Origin of the sequence: Shewanella sp. BJSY2023SW007 (genome assembly GCF_047314525.1) — a bacterium.
Classification (GTDB): domain Bacteria; phylum Pseudomonadota; class Gammaproteobacteria; order Enterobacterales; family Shewanellaceae; genus Shewanella; species Shewanella chilikensis.
This window is the reverse complement of sequence record NZ_JBKORL010000030.1, coordinates 43,247-67,533: the sequence shown is the minus strand read 5'-3', so window position 1 is coordinate 67,533 and position 24,287 is coordinate 43,247. Positions and strand designations below refer to the sequence as shown.

The 24,287-nt window shown below is 53.3% G+C and carries 19 protein-coding genes; 9 read left to right on the top strand and 10 right to left on the bottom strand.

The genetic code is table 11. The features are described from left to right. Positions 1-137: 137 nt before the first annotated feature. Both ACMHXE_RS06385 and ACMHXE_RS06380 read right to left on the bottom strand, forming a co-directional pair. Positions 138-338: a cytoplasmic protein gene (locus tag ACMHXE_RS06385; RefSeq protein ID WP_101052819.1), complete on the bottom strand. Its 201-nt coding sequence runs from the start codon at positions 336-338 to the stop codon at positions 138-140. A gap of 166 nt (positions 339-504) precedes the next feature. Then, positions 505-1,905, bottom strand: coding sequence for a cytochrome C biosynthesis protein (locus ACMHXE_RS06380; RefSeq protein ID WP_101052820.1), 1,401 nt, complete (start codon positions 1,903-1,905; stop codon positions 505-507). A gap of 289 nt (positions 1,906-2,194) precedes the next feature. Between ACMHXE_RS06380 and ACMHXE_RS06375 the strand changes: the two genes are divergently transcribed. Continuing rightward, positions 2,195-4,087, top strand: a complete 1,893-nt coding sequence (locus ACMHXE_RS06375) for a methyl-accepting chemotaxis protein (RefSeq protein ID WP_101052822.1) — start codon at positions 2,195-2,197, stop codon at positions 4,085-4,087. 119 nt (positions 4,088-4,206) lie between these two features. On the opposite strand, the gene ACMHXE_RS06370 is transcribed toward ACMHXE_RS06375, so the two are convergent. Both ACMHXE_RS06370 and ACMHXE_RS06365 read right to left on the bottom strand, forming a co-directional pair. After that, positions 4,207-4,626 (bottom strand): hypothetical protein, encoded by a 420-nt coding sequence (locus tag ACMHXE_RS06370; protein ID WP_226565627.1) that lies wholly within the window; start codon positions 4,624-4,626, stop codon positions 4,207-4,209. Positions 4,627-4,853: 227 nt separating this feature from the next. Continuing rightward, entirely contained in the window at positions 4,854-5,270 is a 417-nt protein-coding gene (locus ACMHXE_RS06365) for an organic hydroperoxide resistance protein (protein ID WP_165565608.1), read from the bottom strand. A gap of 113 nt (positions 5,271-5,383) precedes the next feature. On the opposite strand from ACMHXE_RS06365, the gene ACMHXE_RS06360 reads away from it, so the two are divergent. The 3 genes from ACMHXE_RS06360 (at position 5,384) to rlmC (ending at position 8,223) form a co-directional block, all read left to right on the top strand. Continuing rightward, positions 5,384-5,815 carry a MarR family winged helix-turn-helix transcriptional regulator gene (locus ACMHXE_RS06360; RefSeq protein WP_101052828.1) on the top strand — a complete coding sequence of 144 codons (432 nt, stop codon included), beginning with the start codon at positions 5,384-5,386 and terminating at the stop codon, positions 5,813-5,815. A gap of 13 nt (positions 5,816-5,828) precedes the next feature. Continuing rightward, positions 5,829-7,016 carry an FAD-dependent oxidoreductase gene (locus tag ACMHXE_RS06355; protein WP_101052830.1) on the top strand — a complete coding sequence of 396 codons (1,188 nt, stop codon included), beginning with the start codon at positions 5,829-5,831 and terminating at the stop codon, positions 7,014-7,016. A 73-nt stretch (positions 7,017-7,089) separates the two neighbouring features. Next, positions 7,090-8,223, top strand: a complete 1,134-nt coding sequence (gene rlmC / locus ACMHXE_RS06350) for a 23S rRNA (uracil(747)-C(5))-methyltransferase RlmC (protein ID WP_413731710.1) — start codon at positions 7,090-7,092, stop codon at positions 8,221-8,223. Between the two features lie 11 nt (positions 8,224-8,234). On the opposite strand, the gene ACMHXE_RS06345 is transcribed toward rlmC, so the two are convergent. From ACMHXE_RS06345 to ACMHXE_RS06330, 4 genes are read right to left on the bottom strand one after another with little or no spacing between them, the layout of a single operon-like run. Further along, positions 8,235-9,428 carry an ATP-binding protein gene (locus ACMHXE_RS06345; RefSeq protein ID WP_101052834.1) on the bottom strand — a complete coding sequence of 398 codons (1,194 nt, stop codon included), beginning with the start codon at positions 9,426-9,428 and terminating at the stop codon, positions 8,235-8,237. Beyond that, positions 9,425-10,135, bottom strand: a complete 711-nt coding sequence (locus ACMHXE_RS06340) for a response regulator transcription factor (RefSeq protein ID WP_101052836.1) — start codon at positions 10,133-10,135, stop codon at positions 9,425-9,427. Before ACMHXE_RS06340 ends, ACMHXE_RS06345 begins: the two co-directional genes overlap by 4 nt. Further along, positions 10,132-10,506 carry a DUF3019 domain-containing protein gene (locus tag ACMHXE_RS06335; protein WP_101052838.1) on the bottom strand — a complete coding sequence of 125 codons (375 nt, stop codon included), beginning with the start codon at positions 10,504-10,506 and terminating at the stop codon, positions 10,132-10,134. The genes ACMHXE_RS06340 and ACMHXE_RS06335 overlap by 4 nt, the downstream gene beginning before the upstream one ends. Positions 10,507-10,513: 7 nt before the next feature. Continuing rightward, positions 10,514-11,365 (bottom strand): MipA/OmpV family protein, encoded by an 852-nt coding sequence (locus ACMHXE_RS06330; protein WP_101052840.1) that lies wholly within the window; start codon positions 11,363-11,365, stop codon positions 10,514-10,516. A 615-nt stretch (positions 11,366-11,980) separates the two neighbouring features. On the opposite strand from ACMHXE_RS06330, the gene chrA reads away from it, so the two are divergent. Continuing rightward, positions 11,981-13,129 carry a chromate efflux transporter gene (chrA, locus tag ACMHXE_RS06325; RefSeq protein ID WP_413731707.1) on the top strand — a complete coding sequence of 383 codons (1,149 nt, stop codon included), beginning with the start codon at positions 11,981-11,983 and terminating at the stop codon, positions 13,127-13,129. 102 nt (positions 13,130-13,231) lie between these two features. Further along, complete coding sequence (locus ACMHXE_RS06320; protein ID WP_101052844.1) at positions 13,232-14,890, top strand: methyl-accepting chemotaxis protein; 1,659 nt, start codon at positions 13,232-13,234, stop codon at positions 14,888-14,890. A gap of 93 nt (positions 14,891-14,983) precedes the next feature. Here ACMHXE_RS06320 and fdhF read toward each other — a convergent pair whose 3' ends face one another. Further along, positions 14,984-19,231, bottom strand: coding sequence for a formate dehydrogenase subunit alpha (gene fdhF, locus ACMHXE_RS06315; protein WP_413731705.1), 4,248 nt, complete (start codon positions 19,229-19,231; stop codon positions 14,984-14,986). A 701-nt stretch (positions 19,232-19,932) separates the two neighbouring features. Between fdhF and prfB the strand changes: the two genes are divergently transcribed. Both prfB and lysS read left to right on the top strand, forming a co-directional pair. Next, positions 19,933-21,031, top strand: a protein-coding gene (prfB, locus tag ACMHXE_RS06310) for a peptide chain release factor 2 (protein ID WP_162206727.1) whose coding sequence is annotated in 2 segments (ribosomal slippage) — positions 19,933-20,007 and positions 20,009-21,031 — 1,098 coding nt in all. Because the reading frame shifts where the segments join, the coding sequence is not laid out codon by codon here. A 17-nt stretch (positions 21,032-21,048) separates the two neighbouring features. After that, positions 21,049-22,551 (top strand): lysine--tRNA ligase, encoded by a 1,503-nt coding sequence (gene lysS / locus ACMHXE_RS06305; protein ID WP_028779438.1) that lies wholly within the window; start codon positions 21,049-21,051, stop codon positions 22,549-22,551. A gap of 77 nt (positions 22,552-22,628) precedes the next feature. Here lysS and ACMHXE_RS06300 read toward each other — a convergent pair whose 3' ends face one another. Then, positions 22,629-23,558 (bottom strand): GGDEF domain-containing protein, encoded by a 930-nt coding sequence (locus ACMHXE_RS06300; protein ID WP_101052850.1) that lies wholly within the window; start codon positions 23,556-23,558, stop codon positions 22,629-22,631. Between the two features lie 136 nt (positions 23,559-23,694). On the opposite strand from ACMHXE_RS06300, the gene ACMHXE_RS06295 reads away from it, so the two are divergent. Next, positions 23,695-24,234 carry a hypothetical protein gene (locus tag ACMHXE_RS06295; protein ID WP_101052852.1) on the top strand — a complete coding sequence of 180 codons (540 nt, stop codon included), beginning with the start codon at positions 23,695-23,697 and terminating at the stop codon, positions 24,232-24,234. The last annotated feature ends 53 nt before the right edge of the window (positions 24,235-24,287 follow it).

Sequence of the window (24,287 nt, the reverse complement as noted above, 5' to 3'; positions counted from 1 at the left end):
ATAGAGCCTATCCACGTGCGTTAAAAATGAGTAAAAACAAGTATCCCATTAAGCCTAAGAAAAATGCCGTTCACACTAAGTGAACGGCATTAGGCGTTGCCGGTTTTTTTGATTTTATCGCCAGGACCTTGGGAAGATCAGGCTGTGGTATTGATATTGTGGCCTATGTTACCAACCGGGCCGGCAGGTTCTTGTGCCGGTGTGGCGGCTTGAATAAGTTGCAGCGCGATTTCGCCTTCGGCTTCTTGTTGCTGCTTGGCCAGTTGCGCGACTTTAACACCGACAGCGCCGGTATCCATATTGACCGGCAGTGGCTGGGAGTTGAGAGAAACTGTCATGGCTTTCCTCTGGGTTAATGAGTCACGTCGGGACTCGGGCATGATACTGTTATCGGCATCAATAGCCTTAACTTTAGCCTAAATCCCGCTTGTCCGGCAAAGCAGCCAAGCCGCCAGTGGGCGACTCGGCTTCTTGCTGCGGCTCTGCACTTCAAGTCGTGAGCCATCAAGCGGCCTTACGGCGGCGCTCCAATAGTTTTCTACTGCTGACAATCAGGATAGTGATGACTATGGCACCGATAATCAGCCCCAATGCCAGGGTTACGCTCTGCAGCGCCGCCGGGTTGACCGCCAGGGTGCCGCCCAAGCCAAGCATCATGATGCCGGACATTAGCTTCAGGGTCTGGCCCTCTTTCTCGGTTAACTTACGTTTACCGAGCGTCATGCTGAAAGCGATCACTATGATGGCCAGTGGGATCACATAGACAATGTTGTACAGCACCAGGTACATATAGCGCTCAAAGCTCGGCAGGTTATGCATGGAGAGCACACTGGTGTAGATCATAGGGAAACCGGCAGTACACAAGAGCTCATAGGCGTTGGCCAGAATCGCCAGCACTGTGGTGCCGGCTATCATGGTCGCCAGGCTGGAGGCGCTGGATAGCTTGCCCATGCGCTTGATAAGTCCGCTGCGGTTTTCCGCCGACATGGAGAGGGTCACTTCCCCCTTGGTAAAAAAGTAGTCTTTGATGTTGATAGTGCCTGCTATCAGCGCCAGGATCCCCGCCGCCAGAATAATCATCCCGCCATCACTGCCGGCGCCTAATAGCTGGAAGATATTGAGCCAGGCGGTCATAAACAGGAAGTAAATAAAGCCAGAGAAGAACACGAAGATGCCACCAACCAGTAGCATACGGCTGCGGCTCTTGGCATTGACCATGATGGACAACAGGAACAAGAGCACAAAGAAGGCGCAGGGGTTAAAGGCATCGACACCGGCCAGTACCAGTGTCAGGATTGGCAGTGACATGGTTTCAGGTGTCACCACCCCAACCAGAGGCAACTCTACTGGCTGCACTTCCGGCTCTGCCGCCAGAGCCGTGGCATCACAAGTGCCGTCACCACCATCATTGGCGCAGGTGCCAAACAACGGCGCCTGGGTTGAGCTCGTGCTTGCCTGAGTACTTGCTTGTCCCGGCATATCTTCCGGGCTCAACTGGCCGCCCGCCTGCAAGTAGCAGTTCTTGAGGCGGTTGAGCAGGAATTGACCTGTTACCTCTTCACTGGAATAACCGACTATCGCCTTGCCACAGGTAGCCATATAGGGCACAGAACGGGCTTCTGTTCCTGTCTCTGTGGCCAATTGCTGCCACAGCTCTTGAGTGCCTTCGGCGCCCACCATCACAGAGTGCAGCTCTATCCAGGGATAGCGCTTCGGCAGAGAGTCAATGAATGGATGCGCTTCAGCGCAGTGGGGGCAGGTCTTGGACCAGACAAAATATAAAGGAATTTTGATCTGCCCTTGCTGATCCTCCTGTTGCCACTGGATCTGCGACGCCGAATATTCGGTTGCGGTAAGGCCTGCGCTGAAACTCAGTAACAGGCAGAGAAAGAAGGTTCTTAACATAAGCTTACCTGTGTAAGAGGGATTAAATTGTATCTGAATGACCCATAGCCCGGTTCAGGCTACAAGTGCCCTACGAATACTTTACTCCAAAGCTTTGGTATTCATGAAAAAGCAGCATCAAAACTGTTAGCAGACTCGAAAAAGTCCCTAAAGTGAGACACATGGATATTTGTTAAGCTTTGAGTAATGAAAGTGCATTCGAACAGTGTCAACGCGCTTAACAACTTCAGTAATTTATATTTTTGCCGCTACACTTTTATTGCCCACAACATTTTCTATAGGACTTCTTATGCAATTCACGCTTAAAACCCGCTTACTGCTGGTCAGTTTGGGCGCAGTTTTGCTTACGGTTGCCGCCCTGGTTGGCCTTTCTTCCTTCTCTATTCGTGATAATGCCATGCAGAGAACCCAGCATGAGGTCGATCAGCTGGCGACCACCTTTGCCGGCGGCATAGGGCTGTGGATGTATGACAGACAAAAGGCGGTCAGCAGTCTCAAGGGCACTCTGCAGCGGAATCCTGAGATTAATATTACCCCTTTTCTGATGCAGGCCCATGAGGCCAGTGGTTTTGCTTTGACCTACTACGGCGATGAGCGGGGTAATATGTACCGTCAGGATCCCAGCCTGAATACGGCTGGCTATGATCCCCGGGTTCGCCCTTGGTATCAGGATGCCAAGCGGGAAGGAGCCATGATAATGACGGCGCCTTATGTCAGTGCCACATTGCAAAAGCTGGTGGTCACTATAGCCGAGCCAGTAATGAATAACGGCCGTTTGCAGGGCGTGGCAGCGGCTAACCTCACCATAGATCAACTGACAGATGCGGTGCGAACCCTCAAGGTGCCGGGTGACGGCTATGCCGTGATGCTTGAGCGCTCAGGCTTGATTATCAGCCATCCGGACAAGGAGCTGAATGGTCAGCAGTTCAGCCGTCTTGGCAGCGCCTTCAATCCTCAGTGGCTCAGCGCCAGGATCAGCGCCAATACCCTGGATGAGATGGCATTCGACGGCAGCAGCAAGCTGTTTTACGTGGCGGCGGTGCCTCATACAGATTGGGCACTGATGTTTGTGATGGACAAGGCAAGCATCATGGCCGAGGCCACCGAGCTGGCATGGTGGATGTCTGCGGTGGGCGTGTTGTTTTTGGTAGGTTTTGGTCTGTTGCTGGTATTGGTATTCAAGAGCCAGTTCCGCGATCTGGAACGTCTGGCCAAGGCGCTCAACGATATTGCTGAAGGGGAAGGGGACCTCACAGTCCGCATCGAGACCCGTAATCAGCACGATGAGATAGGCATGCTCGCTGCCGGCTTTAATCGTTTTGTTGAACGCTTGCACGGCATGATTTCTCGTATGAGTGACATAGCCCAGCAGTTGGGAGGTCAGGCACAGGAGACCCGCCATTCGGCCGAGAGTAACAGCCAGAGCATCGAAGTGCAGCAGGACGAAGTCACTATGGTGGCAACCGCTGTAACCGAAATGGCCAGCGCCACCGAGGAGATCGCCAGTAATGCCGAGCTGACGGCACAGACTGCGCAGTCGGCGGTTGGTCTGGCCGGCAGTGGACAACAGCAGGTGCTGCAGAGCCAGGAGTCGATTCGTAGCCTGGCGCAGGAAGTGGATACCGCCAGTCAGATCATCGGTGAGCTCAACGAGCACTCGCAGAAGATCAACAGCATTTTGTTGACCATCAGCGGTATTGCCGAGCAGACCAATCTGTTGGCTTTGAACGCCGCCATCGAAGCTGCCAGAGCCGGTGAGCAGGGGCGTGGCTTTGCCGTGGTGGCTGATGAAGTCAGGGTGTTGTCGCAGCGCACTCATGCGTCGACACAAGAGATCCAGACCATGATTGAGACCTTGCAAAAAACCGCTTCCAAGGCAGTGAACTCCATGGCTCAGAGTCATCAGATGGCCGAAACCAGTGTGATGGATGCCGAATCGGCCAGTGCCAGTCTGGCGCAGATAAGCCAAGCAATTACCCAGATATCCGATATGGCCAGCCAGATAGCTACAGCGGCCGAAGAGCAAACCTCTGTCACCAGCGAAATCAACCGTAATACCGAGTCGATTCGTGAGGTTTCTCAAACCCTGTCACAGGAGGCCAACAGCGCCACAGTCAAAGCGCAGGAGTTGGCAAAGTTGTCAGATTCGCTGCGCCGTGAAGTCGGCCGTTTTAAACTCTAGCGCAATGCCTAAGGAGGGTGCGAACAAGTCCCATGTGTGCTTGCATCGGCTTACGGGCCTGTAAGCCACTTCGCACCTTCCCTAAGGGGCATACATTTGTGGATCTTGAAAGTACTTAGTTATTCGGCGGCGCTTGGCTTTTCAATCGTCGCCATCATCTGTTGGTTATTACACCAATGCAGACTCACTTCGCGATTGTCTTTATGGGTTGCTGTGCGGATACGAGTGACTATGGGGCGAGAGAAGTGTGCTGCGGTTAAATATTCTTTAACCCTTTCAATTCGTCTATTGGCAAGCCACATATTATATTTTTGTAACTCTTCATCGCCGATAGACTTATCCATATTGAATTCCAATAACAGATAGCCGCTTGAATTGTCGCTATTATCAGCAACAATTTTATCCAGTTGCAAAGAATCCCGATTACTGAAATAAGAGCTGTTTTTGGCATAATCGACATTGCCAAGCAGGACGCTTTTATCGCAGGTGGCTTGGGTCGCGCCGGTAAACAGCAGTAACCCCAGAATCAGGGCACGCATATCATTCTCCTTTGACTATGACTTTATTATTGTTCTTGTCCACTTTTGAGGCGCAAATTTAATCGATTGTTCAGAGGAAATCAATTTTATATGAATATCAGTTTTTTCTGAATTGTAGCGTCAGAATACAGAGTAGGTGACGGAAAAATGTCGCAGGAAATAAAAGGTTAATTACTGCGACATCTATTTATATCTTGCCAAGTAATTGACTGAATAATATCAGAGCTTCAGTTGATCTTAATATCATTCACTGTGAGCCCTACATTAAGATTGTTGCGGGTGGCATTGGAGTAGGGGCAAACACTGTGGGCCTTGAGCACCAAGGCTTCAGCCTCAGCTTGTGCAAGCGGCAGAGTGACAGCCAGAGATACCTGCAGCGCAAACCCGCCATCTTGACTGATCAAGCCGACATCTGCGGTGACAGGAGCGCTGGCAAGCTTGATTTTGTCCAGGCGCGCCACATGTAAAATGGCGTTGGAGAAACAGGCGGCGTATCCGGCGGCAAACAACTGTTCCGGATTGGCTCCGGTTCCTGTCCCGCCCATCTCCTTGGGATAGCTTAGGGTCAATGACAAGGCACCGTCATGGGTGACTACTTCGCCGTTGCGGCCGGCTTTGGCTGTGGCTTGAGTGTGATAGAGCATAGTAGTTTCCTTAATTTAAATTGCGTACAATCTAATTGCTGGCAATGATAGATCGATATTTGTTCCGGAAGCAAGTATATTGTGCGCAATTAAATTGTGTTTAGGGTTTGCATATGTCAAACGAACCCCTGTGCCTGGAAAACCAGGTCTGCTTTTCGCTATACAGCGCCGCCAATGCTATGGTGCGGGCCTACCGGCCTGTGCTGGATGCCCTGGATCTTACCTATCCGCAATATCTGGCTATGCTGGTGCTTTGGCAACACAAGGGCATCAGTGTCAAGGCGCTGGGTGAGCGTTTGCATCTGGATTCAGGCACTTTGACGCCCTTGCTCAAACGCCTGGAATCTAAAGGTTTGCTGTTAAGAGGCCGCAGTGAACAGGACGAGCGGGTGCGGGTATTGACGCTCACTGATGCCGGCCAGGCTTTGCAAGCGCGCGCCGCCGATGTGCCCGAGCAGATGCTGTGTCGCAGCGCCATGCCGCGGGCGGAGCTGCAACAACTGAAAAGCTTGTGTGACACCCTGTGGCAGCAATTGGAACGTTAACGGAAAGAGGCTGATGGAACAGGTCGATCTGGCAATCATAGGTGGTGGCATCTCCGGCGTGGCGGTGGCGCAGTGCGCGGCGGCGGCCGGTTATTCCGTGGTGCTACTGGAAAAGTCCACTCTGGCGGCAGGCACCTCCTCCCAGTCCAGCAAACTGATCCATGGCGGCTTACGTTATCTCGAATCCGGGCAGCTGGATCTGGTGCGTGAATCGCTGCGGGCCCGGCGTGAGTTATTGCGTCTGGCGCCAACCTTGGTCAAGGCCGTCCCTTTCTTTATCCCGGTTTATCGTGACAGTCGCCGCGGCGCCTTGACCCTCAGGGCCGGCCTCAGCCTCTACGGCTTGCTGAGCGAGTTTGACCGCCTGGGCCGTTTTCGTAGCCTGCCTGCCAGGGCTTGGGGGAGCTTTCCCGGACTCAAGCTGGCCGGAATGACCCATATGTTCCAATACTGGGATGCCCAGACGGATGATGCCTTGCTGACCAAGGCGGTGGCCGACAGCGCCAGGTTGCTCGGTGCCGATATCCGCGAGGGCGCCGAGTGTTTGACAATAGAGCATAAGCCTCAGGGATGTAAGCTGAGTTACCGGGATGCGGATGGCGACAAAATGCTGCACTGCCGCTTTCTGGTCAACGCCGCCGGCGCCTTTGTCAACGAACTGCTGGCGCGGGTGACACCGCCCATAGCCCAGACGGCAATAGACTGGGTACAGGGGAGTCATTTGCTTCTGGATATTCCTGCGCCGCCCGGGGTGCTCTATCTGGAGTCCTGCTTCGATGAGCGGGTGGTATTCGTGATGCCTTGGTACGGCAAGACGCTGATAGGCACCACGGAAACCCTCTGCCAGGGACCGGTTCCGCAGATCACCCGAGAGGAGATAGCTTATCTGCTGGGGATCTATCGGCACTATTTTGGAGGCTCTGGCAGTTTCACGGGTGCTGTCACTACAGAGGCGCTTGAAGCCAAGGTATTGGCGCATTTCAGTGGCATGCGGGTGCTGCCCAAGGGTGATGGCGATGCCTTTGGTCGGCCGCGGGAGGTACAGTTGTACCAGCGTTATTCCCATCCCAGATTGCTGACGCTCTACGGCGGTAAGTTAACCACCTTTCGTGCCACTGCCAAAGCGGTGACGGCAGAGATAAGCAAGGTGCTTGGCAAACGCAGCCCCAAAGCGGATGTCGACAAGCTGATGCTGGGATGATTTTTAGGGTGAAACAGGCTAAAGTGTGCCGCTTTTGCCGCCGGGCTGAATTGGAAACTTGGGATATATTAGAGTGAGATGTGACTTTTTTGCGCAGGGCAAGTGCCGCTCCTGTACTCACATAGCAACGCCAATGGTGCAACAACTGGCCGCCAAGAGTGAGCAGTTGGCGCAGTTGCTCAGCCCCTTTACCCCCTTTGAACTCTTAGCCCCGGTCAGCGGGCCGTCCCTGGGTTTTCGCAACAAGGCCAAGATGGTGGCACTCGGGGCCGCCCATCAACCCATTCTGGGGATAGTTTCCCCGAGTGGTGAGGCCGTGAGCCTGTGCGATTGTCCTCTTTATCCTGCCGATATGCAGGCCCTGCTGCATCGGCTTGAGCTGTTTGTGCGTCAGGCCGGGATCCCACCCTATCGGGTAGATAAGGCCAAGGGCGAACTCAAGTTTGTGTTGTTGACCCGCGCCGAAATCAGCGGCGACTTTATGCTCAGGTTTGTGTTGCGCTCCAGGCAATCCATCGAACGGATAGAGCGTGAACTGCCAAAGCTGCTGGCCGAGTTTCCTGCCATCAAGCTGGTATCTGTGAATCTGCAGCCGGTTCATATGGCCAGGCTCGAAGGTGAGCAGGAGATTTTTCTCACCGAGGCGCAGCGTCTGGAGGAGTCCTTCAATGGCGTGCCTCTTTATATCCGCCCCAAGAGCTTCTTTCAAACCAACCCACAAGTAGCGGCGGCCCTCTATCAGAGCGCCAAAGACTGGGTCAGTGAGCTGAAGCCTGAGTCGATTTGGGATCTCTTCTGTGGTGTCGGCGGTTTTGGGCTGCACTGCGCCAGCAAAGACACAGAGCTTACAGGTATCGAAATCGAGGCCGAAGCCATCGCCTGCGCCAAGTTATCCGCCGAAAAGTTGGGGCTTGAGCGGGTGGACTTCAAGGCGCTGGATTCGGGCAGTTTTGCTGTGGCGCAGTCGGCAGGCCAAGTACCGGATCTTATGATAGTCAATCCGCCGAGACGTGGTATAGGGGCCGAGCTTTGCCAGGCCATTTCGACCTTTGCGCCGCCGCATCTGCTCTATTCCAGCTGCAACCCTGAATCTTTGGCCAAAGATCTGGCGGCCATCAGTGGTTATCGTGTGCGCAAGGTGCAGCTGTTCGATATGTTCCCGCACACGGATCATTATGAGGTATTGGTGTTGCTGAGCCGTGACTAAGACAGTGGCGTCTATTCTCTTGGCCAATACAGGCTGATGGCGGCGCCGCCCAGAGTTTGCGAGTGGCTCAGCTCCAGTCGGCCGCCGTGCCAGATGGCAATCTTGCGCACTATATAAAGCCCCAGGCCAAAGCCGCTGCCATCACTCTGTTTGGCATCTCTGGCAAAGGCCGCCAGTAGTTTTTTCCCTTTGTCTTCAAAGCCCGGGCCATCATCCTCGACTCTGAGGCAGTTATGGCTTTCGCTTTGCTCGAAACTCACCTGTATCTCTTTTTCGGCGAAACGCATGGCATTTTGGATCAGGTTCTGGCAGGCCACATTCATTGCCGTCTTATCGAATTGTGCCTGGCCCGGCACAGAGTGGAATCCTATCTGAAAGTCACGGCCATAGAGGCTGTATTTTTGCTCTAGAGTCTGCATAAAGTCTGCGATGGATTGTGATACATGACACAGCTCTCCCTGTTTATGCTCCAGGCGGGCAAAAGAGAGATAGTTGGCAGCCAACTGTTCTATCTCGTCTATGTCCTGGGCCAGGCGCGCTGCGTATTGAGGCTCCATCTGCTGCTTGCTCAGCTCAAGGGCAAAGCGCATCCGCGCGAGCGGAGTGCGTACTTCGTGGGAGATGGTATGGGATAACTCTTTATGCATCTGGACAAAACTCACTATCTGGTGGCTCATGCTATAAAGCGCCTGAGCCAGCGGAAAGATAGCCGAGCTTTTACGTATGGTTAGCGGTTGCAGCGAAGGTTGATGGCCAAAGCGAATGGCGCTTTGTTGCAGGGTATGGAGATCGCGAAACACAGGCCAGATAAGCAAGATGGCAACCAGAGCCAGACTGGAGTAGAAACCGAGCAAGATCAAACTGGTGGTATCCTCTTTATCTTGCTTCTCTGTTACCGGGCCAAACCTGAGTAGCTCAGTGCCTGAGCCTTGCTTGTAGTAGTAGAGCTCACCGCTGGAGTGACGCAGTGCCAGGGTTTGTCCCTCATTGAGTAACTGCCTCAGGCTAGTGGGTAGTGCCAGGCTGCCGGCGGTAAGAGTCGACAGATGCGCGCCTTGACCCCGGGTCTGCAATAAGTCGTCCACCGAGATTAAATAACTGGCTTCTTCGCTGCGGTATTGTTCTGTCAACTGGTCAAAACTCCACAGCAGCAGGGAGCAGGACAGTAGCAGAAAACCGAACAGCCGATAGAACTGAAATTTCATGCCCGAGCCCTGGTCATGGCCTGATTGGGCTGGTAGTTGAACAGGTAGCCCTTGCCATGCACTGTGGTGATCTGCAGACCGCTTATCTTTAGTTCATCCAGGCGTTTACGCAGCCTGCTGACCTTCAAATCTATGGCCCTGTCCAAGCCATCATAGGTACGGCCAATAAACTGCTCAAACAGGTACTCCCGCGATAATATTCGTCCGGCGTTGATAACAAACACCCACAGAAGTTCAAACTCCTTGGTAGTAAAGGTCAGCGCCGAGCCCGCCAGAAACACCTGCTGCTGGTTAGGGTCAAGCTGTAGATCGTGCAGACACAAAGCTTTACGTCCTGGCAGCTGTTGGCGGTTACGAAGTTGAGTACGTATTCGTGCCAGCAGCAAGGGAGGCACCACAGGTTTGAGCAGGTAATCACAGGCGCCGAGCTCCAACCCAAGGATCTGATCGCCCTCACTGTCGCGGGCGGTGAGGAAGATAAGTGGGCAGGGATAACAGGCCGCCAAACGAGGGTAGATGCAAAAGCCATCTTCACCGGGCAGCATTACATCACAAAGGATCAGGCTGAAACTGTCACTGTCCTGACGGGCGAGTGCGGCTTCGGCATTGTCCAGATGAACCAGCTCGAAATTTTCGTTGGTCAGATAGGTGCAGATCAGCTCTGCCAGTGGCAGATCATCCTCGATCAGGAGTATTTTTTCTTTCATAGCAGATCCCAACTCAGGCCCCGCCGTCTGCGGCTGGCGGGCTCATAGATAGCCACTCTGAGCAAGCGGCTGGCAACGGTACGGTTTTGCTGATCCCTGAGCTCGATAAGTGTATCCCGGGCCAGGCTTAGCTGCAGTTTATAACTGAAGTCTCGGCGTTGATGAAAACAGGTCAAAGGTGCTGCGCTGTGGGCCAGCCACAGGCACAGAGAGCGAGGCTGTTGGCTGTGAAACTCGAGTTGCAGTTGCAGTTTGCACTCGGATTCCTGATTGGTCATGGCGCAGGTATCCGGCGCCAGCCAAAGATCTTCCCCCAAGGCGCTTGCCCAGGGACTTATCAGCATGAGTAACCACAGTAACCATCGATTCATAGAAGCCTCAAAACCGATAACTCAAACCGATGAAACCTGAGAGATAGCCATCCTTGTCTATCATGGGACTGTCGGTGATCCCCGAGTCAAGCCAGGTGTATTCGGTTACCGCTACCAGGTTAATATCCTGCCACAGTGGCAGATTAACCAGCAGGCGGGCGTGATAATTGATACTGGCCGAGGGAGAATAGCTTAGTCTCAGCGGGCCGCTTTCTTCAGGTCTTAGCTGATAGTAGTAACGCACCAGGGATTCACTCTTGCGAATCGCGCCCAGCTCAAACCCCAGAGCCCCCCATGAGTAGAGCAGGCTCTTTCTTAATCTGAACTGCAATTCGTTGCCGTCATGTACCCCGGAAATGTCGTGAAACATGCCCAGATTGATATCTGTGTAGGGCGTGACCCAGGTGACGGAAACTCCGCCCAGATAGGAGATGTGACGCTTGATTTCGTTAAGGATAGGTTCGCTGTTACTGTTGGGGCGTATGACCTGCGCCTTGTAGGGAGAGAAGCCTATGATGTCGCTTAAAAACAACTTGTTAAGCCCATCAAACTCGAAAAAGAATCCATCCTCATTGAGCTTGGTTTGCAGGTCGAATAGCAAGTTGTCCGACTCATGAAGGCTGTAGCCCAGTGTAAAGTTTTCCAGATAGAAGCGTTTTGAGTAGTAGCTCCAGGATGGTAGCAGGAAAGTTTCTATCGGCTTGGCATGCACTCTGGGATTGTCCAGCCGACCATATCCCAGGGCGAGGGCGAGTCTGAACTCATCCACAGGGATAGTTTCCGTCGCATTTTCTTCAGCTGCTGCAGTCAGGTGCAACTGAAGGCCAAGCATCAATATCGCGTACCACCAAAGCTTCATAGCTTACTTCTACTTCCTGCGAACTTTCATTGAATCTAAATAAACACTTGTTAAAAGTCTGTAAAAATTTAACCAAGTTACAAAATGCTACAAAAGTATTATGTTTTTGGTTCTTTTGTGGTGATTGTATTTGATGTTTTTGTGAATATCTATGCAATTAAAATTGACGAGTGTCAAAAGTGTTTCTAGTCAGCTTAATGACAGTTGGTGTATTTTGGTTAGCATTTTGATTGGTGATTGTTTTTGTTGTGGTTTATTTTTAGCCTGGTTGGTTTGGGCTTATGGGCATAATCCTTGTTAATCATTTTTGAATAAATATTAATTGTTTGAATTATGTTGCGGGTTTGCGCCTGGCGGTGGTCTTAAGACAGCCAAGATACGTGGTTGATTCTGAACGGATACACTTGCCGGCGTGTTGGGAGGTCGCGATTCAGGGAAGATTTACCGCTATTTTGTTTTAATTACAGCTAGTTGAGAGGCTATGACTGATTCTCAGTTGCCTGTTCATTTGTTTGTCTTGCCGTACGCCTACAGACTAAGCCTATGAATATAAGATAAGTGTCACACTTATGTCATACAATGGAGCCAGATCAAACAAGTATAGAGCTAACACAGATGTGGCAGATTTTTGTTCGTTTCTTTTCATTGGGACTGGTGAGTTTTGGCGGCCCGGCGGCGCACATAGGTTACTTTCGCAAGACTTTTGTCGAAGAGTTAGGCTGGCTTGATGATAAAGATTATGCGTCATTGGTGGCTTTGAGTCAGTTTTTGCCCGGCCCGGGATCGAGTCAGGTCGGTTTTGCCATAGGTTACCGCCGCGGTGCCCTTCCCGGGGCGATACTGGCCTTTATCGGCTTTACCTTACCTTCGTTTCTATTGATGTTTCTGTTGGCTGTCAGCAGCTATCAATACCTCTCCAGTGATTTATTTCAGGGGGTTATTGCCGGGCTCAAGTTATTGGCTGTAGTGGTGGTCGCCGATGCCGCCTGGGGGATGTTCAAGCAATTTTGTCGCAACCGCACCACTCAGGTGTTGGCCTTGTTGAGTACAGTGATCCTGCTGTTATGGCCAGGGAATTTGACCCAGTTGCTGTTGTTGTTTGCCGGTGCCATTGTCGGATTTTTCTGGCTCAATCGTGATGCACCAGCGCCGGCCAAGCCGGGAAGCATGCAGCTTAACTGGAGTGCTTTACTGATATTTCTATTTTTATTGCTGCTTACAGGTCCCTTACTTGCTCATCCTCTGGCTGAACTATTCAAACAGTTTTATCAGACCGGCTCTATGGTATTTGGCGGCGGCCATGTGGTACTGCCTTTGCTTGAGAGTCAGCTGGCAAACAGTATAGATCATGATAGGTTCCTTACCGGCTATGCACTGGCACAGGCTGTTCCCGGCCCCATGTTCAGTTTGGCGGCTTATTTGGGGGCTGAATTGTGGCCGCAAAATGCTCTTGTTGGCGCTTTAGTGGCAACCTTAGCCATCTTTCTGCCCGGTTTCCTGTTGTTGCTGGCGGTGATCCGCGGCTGGCAGGGAATTGCCGAGCGCCCGAAAATGGCGGCCATGGTGATGGGGATTAATGCCACTGTCGTTGGTCTGCTGGTGAGCGCTCTCTATCAGCCGGTATTTACCAGTGCCGTGACCCGTTCGATTGATATCGCCATGGTGTTGACCGGCTTTATGTTGCTTAAGCTATGGCGTTTACCTTTGGTATTTTTGGTATTCGGCTTTGCGGCTATGGGTGCTGTTTTGACTCTCTCTATGTAAACAAATGGTTTTATTTTGATCTCGGGCATTTTTTTGTCTGAACTTAAGGTAAACAAAGTTACTATAATTTGTAGAGATTCCATTTCCTGGGGGAAAACCTAAGTGTCCAGTCTAAGTTTACGAAATAAGTTACTCTTACTTGCCCTGTTACCATTATTGACGGTTTCCATTGTGCTGATGCTGGCGTCCTGGACAGTAGAATCGGATGCGCTGGAAAGCGAAATTACCAACTTCAGAGAAAAGCTGCTTAACGAGCGGCGTCAGGAGTTGGTGCATGTGACCGAAGTCGCCAAAGAGATTGTCAGTTTTCAGCGCGGTCAGGGCGGAGACTATAAGGCGGCCTTACGGGATGTGCGTTTTGGCAGCGCCGGTTATTTCTTTGTTTACGACGGTAATGGCAAAAATTTGTTTCATGCCTTACTGCCTAATCTGGAAGGAACAGATCAGATCGGCATGACAGATCCCAAAGGCACCAAGATCATAGTGGGTTTGTTGAATGCAGCCCGCAATGGTGACGGTATCCTTACTTATTACTACCAAAAACCCGGCACCAATGAGTTGGTGGAAAAAATAGGTTATGCCGCGATGATCCCCGGAACTGACTGGATTATCGGTACCGGCGCTTATGTGGATGATATTGAGGCTTCTGTAGCAGAGTATCGGCAGACGGCATTGGCAGATATGGAAGAAAAGTTATGGTTGACGCTGATGATAGTCATAGTCATCACTCTGATCACAGCTATGCTTATTCTGTTTGCTGCTCAGCGAACAGTGACTCCTATTCGCAACATGCTGGATAACCTCAATGATATCGCTCAAGGGGAAGGGGACCTGACCAAGCGTTTGCAGGTGCGCGGTGAAGATGAAATTGCCCAGTTAGGGCAGGCATTTAATCGCTTTGTCGACAAGCTGCAACGTATCATTCGTGATGTCACTACGGCCACTCATGAAGTGCAGGATGCGGCTGGCTCGATTCACTCCCAGACTCAGGCGATAGCGGCGCAGTTGGCCAACCATAACAATGAAACCGATCAGGTGGTGACCGCCATTACCGAGATGTCTTCCACTGCCCAGGAAGTGGCGATGAATACTACTCAGGTCGCAGAAGCGACTCACACGGCTACTGATGAAGTGGCTAAGGCTCAGGAGTGTGTCGATACTTCGCTGACCGAAATCTCCACCTTGATGGCAGAGATCAACAGCGCCGCCGATCATATTCAGTCGCTTAATGAACAGTCGCAGAAAATTAATAGCGTGCTGTCTGTGATAGGCGGCATCGCTGAACAGACCAACCTGTTGGCACTCAATGCAGCCATTGAAGCGGCCCGTGCCGGTGAGCAAGGACGCGGCTTTGCCGTGGTGGCCGATGAAGTGAGAAGTCTTGCGAGCCGCACTCAGGCCAGTACGTTGGAGATCAACGAGATGCTCAGTGAGTTGCATCGTCTGGTGAGTCAGGCGGTGGCGGCCATGGAAGAGAGCCAGCAAAGCTGCCATCGCAGTGTCGAATCCTCCAGGCTGATTTCCGAAAGTCTGGGAGCGGTGACCAGCTCGGTGACTTCCATCAATGATATGAGTACTCAAATTGCCACCGCTGCCACAGAGCAGAGTTCGGTGACCGAGGAGATCAACCGCAACGTTTATGCGATTCAGGAGATAGTCGCCGAGCTGTTGCATTCCAGCGAAGAAGCGGCCAGAGTCAGCCAGACAGTGTCCCACAGTGGCGATAACCTGGGACAACTGGTCAATCAGTTCAGAGTCTAATCTTGCTTGAGAGCTCAGTTGCAGGAATGAGCAACTAAAGAAAAATAAAACGGCGCCAATCAGGCGCCGTTTTTTATGGAACTCAGTTTAAGTTTAGGAAGCCAAAGGCGCCTCGGCGCGCTCAGCCTTTACGGCGCATACCTTGAACTCGGGAATGTGAGCCACGGGATCCAGCGCATTGATGGTCAGCTTGTTGGCTGCCGCCTCAACGAAATGGAACGGCAGGAACAAGACGCCAGGTTGTGCCCGGCGGCTGACAAAGGCCTGAATCAAGATTTCACCGCGGCGGCTTTCCAGTTTGAGCCAGTCGCCCTTGCCGACGCCCAAACGCTCGGCATCCTCAACCGAGATCATCACTCTGGGGGAGCCGAGTTCGTCCAGTCCGGCGGTTTTACGGGTCATGGTGCCGGTGTGGAACTGCTCCAGCAGGCGTCCGGTCGACAGCATCAAGGGATAGTCATCATCCGGCAGCTCAGCCGGTAAACGATAATTGACCGGCTGCAGTCGCCCTTTGCCATGGGTAAAGCTGTTGCGGTGCAATACCCGGGTACCCGGGTGCAGCTCATCTGGACAGGGCCATTGCAACCCGGCTGGGTTATCCGTGGTTCTGTGCCAACTGATCCCGGCGTAGCTGGGAGTCAGGGCCGTGACTTCCTGCCAAATTGCCTGTTCATCGCCATAGTGCCAGTCGGCGTCCATGGCATTGGCCAGCAGTTGCAGTATCTGCCAGTCCGGGCGGGCACTACCTGGCGATTGCAAGGCGACTTCCAACCTTTGAACCCGGCGCTCGGTATTGGTGAAATGTCCGCGCTTTTCGGCAAAGGCTGCTGCCGGCAATACCACATCGGCCATTTCGGCAGTTTCGGTGAGAAATATATCCTGCACTACCAAAAATGGCAGCTTATTCAGCGCCTTGAGCACATGAGCCTGGTCGGGGTCGCTCAGTACCGGGTTTTCGCCCATCACAAACAGGCTCTGCAGCCGGCCATCCAAAATCGCCTGCATCATATGAGAGGCCGGAATGCCTGTCTCAGGGCTCAGCTTGTCAGTGCCCCAGGCCCGCGCCAGTTTCAGCCGCGCAGCATCGTCATCCAGACGTTGATAGCCACTGAAATAGTTGGGCAGGGCGCCCATATCACAGGCACCCTGGACATTGCTCTGGCCGCGCAAAGGGTTGATCCCGGCGCCGTCGAGCCCGAGGTTACCCAGCAATAGCTGCAAATTGGCAATGGCGGTGACATTGTCATGGCCAGTGGTGTGCTGGGTGATCCCCATGGCGTAGTAGAGGGCGGTCTTTTTGGCGGTGCCCAGCATTTCGGCCATGGCCGCTATTTCGCTGCTGCTGACGCCTGTCACCCTGGCGGCCTGCTCCAGGCTGTAATCCGGCCGCAACAGCTCTTCGCGCAAGGCCTCAAAGCCTGTGGTGCGGCTGCGGATATAGGCCTTGTCATGCCAGTCGTTGAGCAGTATCTGCTGCATGATGGCGTTGAGCAGCATCACATCTGTGCCGGGGCGATGACGCACAAATAGCTCGGCGCTGTCGGCTATGCTGACCCGCTTGGGATCGGCGACCAGGAGTCTGGCCTTGCCGCGATTGACGACCGACTTGATCCTCGAGGCAATGATGGGGTGGGCACAGTCGGTGTCCGAGCCCAGGATAAAGATGAGATCTGAATCCTCTATGCCGGGAATGTCATTGGTCATGGCGCCGCTGCCGAGGGCATCGTAGAGCCCGGTCACAGTGGAGGCATGGCACAGGCGGGCGCAGTGATCTATGTTGTTGCTGCCGATAATGGCTCTGAACAGCTTTTGCAGCAGGAAGTTTTCTTCATTGGTGGCCTTGGCGGATGCCAGTGCGCCGAATGAACTCGGGCCAAACTGTTCCAATTGTTCTTGCCAGTGGGCGGCAATATAGCTGATGGCCGTTTGCCAGCTACAGGGTTCCAACTTGCCGTTACGGCGTATCAGTGGCTGGGTTAGGCGCTCTTTACTGTTGATAAAGTCGAAGCCGAAGCGACCCTTGACGCAGAGCATGCCCTGGTTCACAGGTGAGCGCACATCACCTTCGGCCGCAAGGATGCGATTCTGGCTAGTGTCTACTTTGAAGCGGATGCGACAACCGACGCCGCAATAGGTGCAGATGGTGCTGGTCACCTTGATGTCGGGGGCTTGTCCTTGGGTCTTGTGGCGGGCATCGACCAAGGCGCCGGTCGGGCATACCTGCAGGCAGTTGCCGCACTGAACACAATCGCTGTCGGCCATGGAGACGCTGAAACCGGCTCTGGGGGCCCGGCGTTCGCTATTGCCTCCTGGCAGCGCCGAGAATTGGTCGGCCTCAAAGCTGATCGCCTTGTGGCCGCTGCGGCGGTGGCAGATGTCAACGCAGGCACCGCAGCTGATGCAGCGGTTGGCGTCGAAACGGATAAAGGGCGCACTCAAGTCTTGGGCAAAGTGTCTGGCCAGCAGTGCCGATTCGCCACTGCTATCTTGCTCTAGCAAGCCCTGGCTGCTGACCTTGTATTCACTGGCGTAGTCTCGCAGGCGACAGTCCATATTGGCCTGACAGCCACATTCGAGGCAGCGTTTGGCCTCGGCTTCGGCCATTTGCGGCGTCAGTCCCAGCTCTACTTCGGCAAAGTTACTCAGGCGCTCGGCTACAGGTAACTCCGGCATCTTGACTCTGGCACTTTTCACCTGTGAGGGGAAAAGATCTTTGGGTAAATCCTGTTGGGACTTGAGCCCTATCGCCTTGCTGGCATTGAACGCCACTGGCGTCAGTGGGCAACTGAGCCCCTTATTGAACAGGGCGTCTATGGCCTCGGCGGCGCGGCGACCATCAGCGACCGCTTCCACCGCAGTGGCGGGGCCGCGGCGCACATCACCGATAACAAACAGTTTTTCCAGCCCAGTGCTCATGCTGATGTCGCAGCCGTTGATCGTATTCCAGCGGCTGAGCGCCGGAGCACCTTGCAGCAGACGGTTTTCGGCCTGTTGCAGAAAGGCCAGATCCGGTGATTGGGACACGGCGGCGATCAGGGTATCAAACTCGCAGTCGAAGGTTTCGCCGCTGGGCTGAGGTCGGCGGCGGCCGGAGGCATCCGGTTCACCCAAAGACATTTTTTCCAGCGTGACTCGTGCAAGACGGCCGTCACTGGCGGCATGGTTGGCCACAGGATTGGTCAGTAGCAGGAAGTGGATACCTTCCTGCTCAGCTTCATGAATTTCAAAGGCTTCGGCCGGCATCTCCTCTTTGGTACGCCGGTAGATCAGTGTCACCTCGGCGCCGAGGCGTCTGGCGCTGCGGGCACAATCGATAGCAGTATTGCCGCCGCCGACAACGGCGACCTTCTTACCAGTGACCAACTGGTGATCCATTGCCAGATCTTTAAGGTAGTCGACCCCGAGATAGCAGCCGGGAAGGTCGCTGCCGGGATAGTTGAGTGGCACAGCCTTTTGCGCGCCCATCGCCAGACAGAGGGCATGATACTCCTCGACCAGTTTCGGCAGCCGTATCTGCTCGCCTATGGCTGTGTTGGTGTGAATGCGAATGCCGCTGCGCTCCAGCAGCGCTATCTCTTTATCGAGTATCGCCTTGGGCAGGCGATATTCTGGAATGCCGTATCTTAGCCAGCCACCGGCCTTGGGAGCGGCCTCAAAGATGTCCACTTCATGGCCCTGATTGGCGAGGAAGAAACCGGCACTGAGCCCGGCGGGACCTGCACCGATTATGGCCACCTTCTTACCGCTGGGGGCGGCCTTGGGCGGCTGATAGGGTTCGGTATCGGCCAAGTCCAGATCGGCGGCGTGGCGTTTTAGCTGACGTATCGCCAGTGGCTCATCGATCAGGGCGCGGCGACAGGCACTTTCACAAAATGCCGGGCAGACCCGACCGATAGACAGTGGCAAAGGCAGGGTCTGCTTGAGGATCCGCACCGCTTCTGTATGGTTGCCCTGACCTATGTGATACAGGTAAGACTGCACATCAACGCCTGCCGGGCAGGCTTGCTGGCAGGGGGCTTCGCAATCGGCGAAGTGATCTTTCAATATCCGTTTCAGCGTCTGCTGCCGATGGCTGTGCACTGCCTGGGTATGATTCTTGAGCTGCATCCCGGCAATCGCCGGAGTCGAGCAGGCCAGCAGCGGTCTGTCACCGTCGGCCATTATCTGGTCGAGCCGGGTCAGTTGGCACAGGTGTTCATCAGCGCCTTCTGTGGTAGCCGCGTGGGCGTCTGTATGGTGACACAGACAAGGAATGTCGATGCCGGCCCGCTGGGCCGCCTGCAACAGGGTCTCGCCCTCAAAGGCGCTGACGGCCTGGCCGTCGATATAGATCTCAAACATGGGCAGCCTTGTTATTTGCTCACCTTGATGGCGGTGAAGTAGGGACTAATTAAGCTGATAACTATGCAGTATATCGATCGAGTGTGTTGCTTCATTGAGCTGGAACAGGCTTTTGCCGGGGAATTCACAAAGCTTGGTGACTCTGTGCACTTGTCTGAAAAATGGATTTTGCTCAGTGTGATCTGGCTCGGAAGGAGATCTTTCTGACACACATCTGCACATTAAACTGAGGTGAAGTTGTCGCTGAGGGTTTCAATGCGGGCAGTCGGGGAAAGCACGCTGGAGTAAGTCGCTATTTTCCTGAAATATGAAGAATATCGGCAGCAGATTCGAGATGATTTGCTCTTGAGAAGGACACGTAAAATTGGTTCCGAGGCTATGTTTCTACTGCAAAATCATTGACTCCCTGACAGCGGTATTTTCAGCTAGATGGCTGCAGGTATAGTTTGTCATTGAAGGCTGCTGCTCGGTATTACCACTGGTTTATTTGCTGATTGAGTTGGCATATTTGATTTTTTGTCACAGTTTTTTCACCGTGGAATTAGCTAGAGTGTGCCAGATGCTTTACCGGAACAGACGCGGAATGCGGCGCCGGCGAAAAAAAATCAAGCTTCTGTCCGCAGTGGCATAGGTTTCAGCGGCTGCTTGGGTTAAAATCCCTCGTTTGCTACGTCCTTAACACCAAAGAAAGTTGAAATCGCATGTTTGAAGTCAATCCGGTAAAAAACAAAATCAAGGAGCTTGCCGACCGCACTATGCTCCTTAGGGGGTATCTTTGACTATGACGCCAAGAAAGAGCGTCTGGAAGAAGTAAGCCGCGAGCTGGAAAGCTCCGAAGTATGGAATGAGCCAGAGCGTGCTCAGGCCTTGGGTAAAGAGCGCTCGGCGCTGGAAGTTGTGGTTAAGACCATAGACGATATGGATGCGGGCCTCGAAGATGTCGAGGGGCTGCTGGAACTGGCCATTGAAGAGGAAGATGAAGAAACCTTCAATGATGCCAACAGTGAACTGGGCGATCTGGAAAAGCGTCTGGAAGAGCTGGAATTCCGCCGTATGTTCTCGGGCCCACAAGACGCTTCCGACTGCTATCTGGACATTCAGTCCGGCTCCGGCGGTACTGAAGCACAGGACTGGGCCAATATGGTGCTGCGCATGTATCTGCGCTGGGGTGAAGAGCATGACTTCAACCCTGAACTTATCGAAGTCTCAGACGGCGATGTGGCCGGTATCAAGAGTGCCACCATCAAGTTCAGTGGTGAATATGCCTATGGTTGGTTGAGAACCGAAACCGGCGTGCATCGTCTGGTACGTAAATCGCCCTTCGACTCGGGTGGTCGCCGCCATACCTCATTCTGTTCTGTGTTTGTTTACCCTGAGATTGACGATTCCATCGATATCGACATCAATCCGGCCGATCTGCGTATTGACGTGTACCGCGCCTCGGGTGCCGGTGGTCAGCACGTTAACAGAACCGAATCTGCGGTGCGTATTACCCACCTTCCGACCAATACCGTGGTGCAGTGCCAGAACGACCGTTCACAGCACAAGAACAAAGACACGGCTATGAAACAGCTAAAAGCCAAGCTGTTTGAGTTGGAGATGCAAAAGCAAAACGCCGAGAAGCAGGCGGCGGAAGATGCCAAGTCGGATATCGGCTGGGGCAGTCAGATCCGCTCCTACGTGCTGGATGATTCCCGCATCAAGGATCTGCGCACCGGGGTGGAAACCCGTAATACCCAGGCCGTGTTAGACGGTGATCTGGACAGATTTATTGAAGCCAGCCTGAAGTCCGGGCTGTAACAGAGAAGAAGCGGAAAATGACTGAACAAGTATTGGATGAGAACAAGCTGATCGCGGAACGTCGCGCCAAGCTGGAACATGTACGCCAGGGCTGCCCGGCCAATGGTCACCCTAACACTTTCCGTCGTAGCCACAAGGCTGCCGAGCTGCAGGCGCAGTTCGCCGATAAGAGCAAAGAAGAACTCGAGTCTCTGGGCTTCAAGACCGCCATTGCCGGTCGGATCATGGCCAAGCGCGGCCCCTTCCTGGTTCTGCAGGACGTATCCGGCCGCATTCAGGCCTATGCCGGCAAAGAAGTACAGGCTGATCTGAAAGAACGCTATCAGGGCCTGGATATCGGCGACATAGTTGGTGTTAAAGGCACTCTGCACCTGTCCGGTAAGGGCGACCTGTACGTTAATATGGAGGAGTATCAGCTGCTGACCAAGGCGCTGCGCCCGCTGCCTGAGAAATTCCATGGTCTGACCGATCAGGAAACCCGTTACCGTCAGCGTTATGTTGACCTGATCGTCAACCAGGATTCCCGTGACGCCTTCGTCATGCGCTCCAAAGTGGTTTCAGCCATACGTAACTTTATGGTGAAAAAAGAGTTTATGGAAGTGGAAACCCCTATGATGCATGTCATCCCAGGTGGTGCATCCGCGCGTCCATTTATCACTCACCACAATGCGCTGGATATCGACATGTATCTGCGTATTGCGCCTGAGCTGTACCTCAAGCGTCTGGTTGTCGGTGGTTTTGAACGAGTGTTCGAAATCAACCGTAACTTCCGTAACGAAGGTCTGTCGCCACGCCATAACCCAGAATTCACCATGATGGAATTCTATATGGCCTACGCAGATTACCGCGATCTGATGGATCTCACCGAAGAGATGCTGTCTTCCATCGCTCAGGATCTGCTGGGTGACACCAAGCTGCCTTACGGCGAGCACAGCATAGACTTTGGCGGCCCTTACGCCCGCATGAGCATGCTGGAAGCGATTCAGCACTACAACCCAGACAACGCCACGATTCAGGCCATGACCTATGAAGAGGTCAAGGATCTTGAGTTTATGCGTAAGCTGGCCAAAGACGTAGGGCTGGAAATCGAATCTTTCTGGACCTGTGGTCAACTGCTGGAAGAGATCTTTGGTGAAACTGCCGAGCCTAAACTGATGCAGCCTACCTTCATCACCGGCTACCCAGCGGACATCTCGCCACTGGCTCGTCGCAACGATGACAACGACTTCATCACCGACCGCTTCGAGTTCTTCATCGGTGGTCGTGAAGTGGCTAACGGCTTCAGCGAGCTTAACGACGCCGAAGATCAGGACAACCGCTTCAAGGCTCAGGTTGAAGCCAAAGATGCCGGTGACGATGAAGCCATGTTCTATGACGCAGACTATATCACGGCGCTGGAGCACGGCCTGCCACCGACAGCTGGTCAGGGCATAGGTATCGACCGTCTGGTGATGTTGTTTACCAACACTCACACCATTCGTGACGTGATCCTGTTCCCGGCCATGCGCCCACAGGCTTAAGTTCAGTCGCTCGAATTAGACGAGTCTATGCAATGAAGAAGCCGGCCAAGTGCCGGCTTTTTGTTTGCCCGTGTTTTTTAGGGGGATTCAGTGCACTCTGGCCCCTTGGCCAACACAATCCGATTGCGGCCCTGTGCTTTGGCTTGGTAAAGGGCGCCATCGGCCCTGGAAACCACGGCATCTATATCGGTATCACTGCACTGAAATTCGCTCAGGCCGCCGCTGATACTGGCGCATTCAGCGGCAATTCCCAAGGCTCTGAGGCGCCGGGCACATTCGTTTCGCAAACGTTCAGCAATCGGTTGTGCCTGCTCGGCAGCAGTGTGGGGCATAAGAATGACAAATTCATCGCCGCCGTAACGGGAGGCGCTATCTTGGGCTCTGAGACCGGCCAGGCAGACCTCTCCCAAAGTAACTATCGCCTTGTCGCCCATTAGGTGACCCGAGCTGTCGTTGAGTTTCTTGAGGTTATCGAGATCGAAGATCAATATGCTGGTCGGGGTTCGGTAACGTTGAAATCGGGCCAAATTTTCTGTCAGTAATTGGAGTAATTTACGGCGGTTGTAAAGTCGGGTAAGCGGATCGCGCTCGCATCTTTCCCTGAGTTCCAGCTCCAAATGATGGCGGCGGGTAATATTGCTGGCGACCCATACCACGGCATCTTCACCATCGACTTGGAAATCCAATGCTTGGATCCGGCCTTCAAACCAGATGGGCTCGGCGGGGCCATGATCTGTGAGTCCCTTGACGTCGTTGCTGCCAAGGCTGTATTCCACAACACAGAGACGGCGGCTCAACAAGGCTTGTGCTATTTGGCCCAGAAACCACTCGCACTTGGGGTGTTGGATGACTTGGGAGATGTATTGTCCTATCAAGGCTGTGCCGTCGTGATAGTAGCGACTGTCGGCACCTCCCAGTACCGCGGCATAACGGCCACTGCGGGTCAGAATAAATACCGGATCCGGTAAAGCGGCGAAGATAGATAAGGTTTGGGACAGAGAAAACATCTTGTCTCCTCCTGGGATTTTGATTTTATCTTAGTCCAATATATTGAATTTACGGGGCAAAATCGATTTTTTCTGCAGAAACTATACTGGAGATCTCGGTGTTGTTGTATCCGAGTTCAACCTGGAGGCTGGTTTGATGAAAACTTCAGCTCTAATGTTAACTTTGACTCTATCTTCCTTCGCCAGCGTCACCCATGCCGCACTCACTGAAGCACAGCAGGTGATGTTGGATGACGCCCTGAGTGCTGCGCCGCCCACCATACGCGCCAATGTTACCGTTGTCGACTGGGATAAAAACGTGCTGCAACAAGGGGATGGCAATTACACTTGCTTTCCTACGCCACCGCAGCTTAAGGGAACGGCTCCCATGTGTATGGACGGTCCCTGGATGGAATGGGCTAATGCATGGATGGAGAAAAAACCTTTTCAGGCAAAAGAGATCGGTATTTCCTACATGTTGGCCGGTGATGGTGGGGCCAGTAATATCGACCCCTACGCCGAAATGGAAACCGCGGATAATCAATGGATAGTCGAAGGCCCGCACCTAATGATTCTGGTGCCTGATCCCGCCATGCTCGACAGTTTGCCGACCGACCCGGCTCAAGGTGGTCCCTATGTGATGTGGAAGGGCACACCCTATGCCCACATAATGATCCCGATCGGCGCCAGAAAATGATGCCTATGGTGTTGAATGCCGTTCATTTTGATTGAACGGCATTTTTATGTTTA

Excerpts from the sequence above, each read along its gene's own strand:
- ACMHXE_RS06340 (WP_101052836.1), bottom strand. The coding sequence starts at position 10,135 with ATGAAAGAAAAAATACTCCTGATCGAGGATGATCTGCCACTGGCAGAG.
- lysS (WP_028779438.1), top strand. The coding sequence starts at position 21,049 with ATGACTGAACAAGTATTGGATGAGAACAAGCTGATCGCGGAACGTCGC.
- ACMHXE_RS06300 (WP_101052850.1), bottom strand. The coding sequence starts at position 23,558 with ATGTTTTCTCTGTCCCAAACCTTATCTATCTTCGCCGCTTTACCGGAT.
- ACMHXE_RS06385 (WP_101052819.1), bottom strand. The coding sequence starts at position 338 with ATGACAGTTTCTCTCAACTCCCAGCCACTGCCGGTCAATATGGATACC.
- ACMHXE_RS06345 (WP_101052834.1), bottom strand. The coding sequence starts at position 9,428 with ATGAAATTTCAGTTCTATCGGCTGTTCGGTTTTCTGCTACTGTCCTGC.
- ACMHXE_RS06335 (WP_101052838.1), bottom strand. The coding sequence starts at position 10,506 with ATGAATCGATGGTTACTGTGGTTACTCATGCTGATAAGTCCCTGGGCA.
- ACMHXE_RS06330 (WP_101052840.1), bottom strand. The coding sequence starts at position 11,365 with ATGAAGCTTTGGTGGTACGCGATATTGATGCTTGGCCTTCAGTTGCAC.
- ACMHXE_RS06295 (WP_101052852.1), top strand. The coding sequence starts at position 23,695 with ATGAAAACTTCAGCTCTAATGTTAACTTTGACTCTATCTTCCTTCGCC.
- ACMHXE_RS06360 (WP_101052828.1), top strand. The coding sequence starts at position 5,384 with ATGTCAAACGAACCCCTGTGCCTGGAAAACCAGGTCTGCTTTTCGCTA.
- ACMHXE_RS06355 (WP_101052830.1), top strand. The coding sequence starts at position 5,829 with ATGGAACAGGTCGATCTGGCAATCATAGGTGGTGGCATCTCCGGCGTG.
- chrA (WP_413731707.1), top strand. The coding sequence starts at position 11,981 with ATGTGGCAGATTTTTGTTCGTTTCTTTTCATTGGGACTGGTGAGTTTT.
- ACMHXE_RS06380 (WP_101052820.1), bottom strand. The coding sequence starts at position 1,905 with ATGTTAAGAACCTTCTTTCTCTGCCTGTTACTGAGTTTCAGCGCAGGC.
- fdhF (WP_413731705.1), bottom strand. The coding sequence starts at position 19,231 with ATGTTTGAGATCTATATCGACGGCCAGGCCGTCAGCGCCTTTGAGGGC.
- ACMHXE_RS06365 (WP_165565608.1), bottom strand. The coding sequence starts at position 5,270 with ATGCTCTATCACACTCAAGCCACAGCCAAAGCCGGCCGCAACGGCGAA.
- ACMHXE_RS06370 (WP_226565627.1), bottom strand. The coding sequence starts at position 4,626 with ATGCGTGCCCTGATTCTGGGGTTACTGCTGTTTACCGGCGCGACCCAA.
- ACMHXE_RS06375 (WP_101052822.1), top strand. The coding sequence starts at position 2,195 with ATGCAATTCACGCTTAAAACCCGCTTACTGCTGGTCAGTTTGGGCGCA.